The following is a 2,287-nucleotide window of genomic DNA, read 5'->3' on the forward strand; positions in this document are numbered from 1 at the left end:
CTCCTACGGACTCCTCGTCCAGCTCTACTCGCTGCTGTCCCGCCGCTCCTGGGGCATGGGCGACCTCGGTGACCTGGCCGAGCTGGCCGGCTGGGCCGGACGGTCCCTCGGCGCCGGATTCGTCCAGGTCAACCCGCTGCACGCGGCCGTGCCCGGCACCCCCACCGACCCCTCTCCTTACCGCCCCTCCTCGCGCCGCTTCCCCGACCCCGTGCACCTGCGCATCGAGGACGTCCCGGAGACCGCGTACGTCGAGGACCCCGACCGTCTGCACGCCCTGCTGGAGAGATCCCGCCGGCTGCGTGAAGCGGTGCTGCGACAAGGCGCGTTGATCGACCGGGACGCCGTGTGGGAGCTCAAGCGGGAGGCGCTGGAGCTGCTCGGCGAGGTCCCGCTCGGCCCCGGCCGGCGCGCCGCCTACTGCGACTTCCTCGCCGGGCAGGGCCAGGCCCTGGAAGACCACGCCACCTGGTGCGCGCTCGCCGAGGTGCACGGCTCCGACTGGCACCGCTGGCCGACCGGCCTGCGCGACCCGCGTTCGGCCGAGACCGCCCAGGCCCGCAACGGCCTCATGGACCGGGTCGACTTCTGGTCCCGGCTCGCCTGGCTCACCGACGCCCAGCTGACCGCCGCGCAGCGGATCGGGCGCGAGGCGGGGATGCCGGTCGGGATCGTGCACGACCTCGCGGTCGGCGTCCACCCCGGCGGCGCCGACGCCTGGGCGCAGCAGGAGTACTTCGCCGCCGGCATGTCGGTGGGCGCCCCACCGGACGCCTTCAACGCCCGCGGCCAGGACTGGGGCCTGCCGCCCTGGCGCCCCGACCGGCTGGCGCAGTCCGGCTACGCCCCGTTCCGCGAGCTGCTGCGCGCCCTGTTCCGCTACGCCGGAGCGCTGCGCATCGACCACGTCATGGGCCTGTTCCGCCTCTGGTGGGTCCCGCACGGCCACCCGCCCACCGAGGGCACCTACGTCCGCTACGACGCCGAGGCCATGCTCGCCGTTCTCGTCCTGGAGGCCTCCCGGGCCGGGGCGCTGGTGATCGGCGAGGACCTCGGCACCGTCGAACCCGGTGTGCGCGAGGCCCTGCGCGAGCGGGGAGTGCTCGGCACGTCCGTGCTGTGGTTCGAACGCGACTGGGACGGCGACGGCCGCCCCCTGCCCCCCGACGGCTGGCGCGCCGACTGCCTGGCCACCGCCACCACCCACGACCTGCCCTCCACGGCCGCCCGCCTCACCGGCGAGCACGTCGAACTCCGCGACAGCCTGGGCCTGCTGGCCAGACCGTTGGAGGAGGAGCGCGCCGAGGCCGCCGCCGACGCGGGGGAGTGGCTGTCCCTGCTCTCCCGGCTCGGCATGCTGCACGGCACGGGCGGCGGCAGCGACACGTCCTCGGAGGAGGCCGAGATCCAGGCCGTCCACCGTTTCCTGCTGCGTACCCCGGCCCGCATGGTCGGCGTCTGGCTCCCGGACGGCGTCGGCGACCGCCGCCCGCAGAACCTCCCGGGCACCTGGGACCAGTACCCGAACTGGCGCCTGCCGATCGCGGACGCGCGGGGACGGCCGGTGACGCTGGAGGAGCTGGCGGCCTCGCCGCGGCTGCGCGCGCTGATGGAGGTGCTCAGGGACGGCGGCCCGTGAGACCGCGCGGCCTCTCAGGGGTCCTTTCACCATGAGCGTGCGACCCGGACGGGCATAGTGAAATGGATCCCTTACGGCACCCCGGGCGCGCGGGCCCGGTCGGCGTTGGATATTTTGACACCGTGGACAAGAAGAACGCTCTGCGTGCCGGCGCCCTGGCAGCCGGTACGACGCTGATGATGCTGCTCATGTCGTCCCCCGCGAGCGCGCTCACCCGCGACGACGGTGACGACCCCGGCCCGGGCCTGAGCGTCGTCGAGACGCTGGGCCTCTTCGTCGTGGCCCCGATCGCGCTGTACCTGGTCATCCACGCGCTGGTGGTGATCGGCGACAAGTCGCACAAGAAGAAGGACCCGACCAGCTCCAACATCGCCACCAAGGCCGAGGCGAAGAGCGAAGTCAAGGCCTGATCCGCGTTCCTCTTCGAAGGGCGCCGTCGCGACATCCGCGACGGCGCCCTCGTCGTGTCAGGACCTGTCCGTCCCGGCCAGCAGCTCCCGCAGCAGACCGGCCAGCTGCCCGGCCCGCTCCGCGCCCGAGATGTCCCGGCTGGCGGCCACGTACTGCCGGCCCTGCCACAGCGGCAGCAGCCGCGCGTCGTCCACGAGGATCCGCTGGGCCTCTTCGAACTCCTTCTCCACGTTCGCG

General features: G+C 73.7%; 3 protein-coding genes. 2 read left to right on the forward strand and 1 reads right to left on the reverse strand.

Features of this window, described 5'->3' with window-relative positions; all coding sequences use genetic code 11:
• Together malQ and C1J00_RS42255 are read left to right on the forward strand one after the other, a co-directional pair.
• On the forward strand, window positions 1-1,639 hold a 1,639-nt coding region (malQ, locus tag C1J00_RS42250; protein WP_102914098.1), incomplete at its 5' end, for a 4-alpha-glucanotransferase.
• Between the two features lie 122 nt (window positions 1,640-1,761).
• Window positions 1,762-2,049 carry a hypothetical protein gene (locus C1J00_RS42255; RefSeq protein WP_102914099.1) on the forward strand — a complete coding sequence of 96 codons (288 nt, stop codon included), beginning with the start codon at window positions 1,762-1,764 and terminating at the stop codon, window positions 2,047-2,049.
• A 57-nt stretch (window positions 2,050-2,106) separates the two neighbouring features.
• Here the strand turns inward: C1J00_RS42255 and C1J00_RS42260 are convergent.
• Window positions 2,107-2,287, reverse strand: a 181-nt coding sequence (locus C1J00_RS42260) for a hypothetical protein (RefSeq protein WP_146046393.1), incomplete at its 5' end; no start/stop codon positions are given.

Origin of the sequence: Streptomyces cahuitamycinicus (genome assembly GCF_002891435.1) — a bacterium.
GTDB classification, from domain to species: Bacteria; Actinomycetota; Actinomycetes; order Streptomycetales; family Streptomycetaceae; genus Streptomyces; species Streptomyces cahuitamycinicus.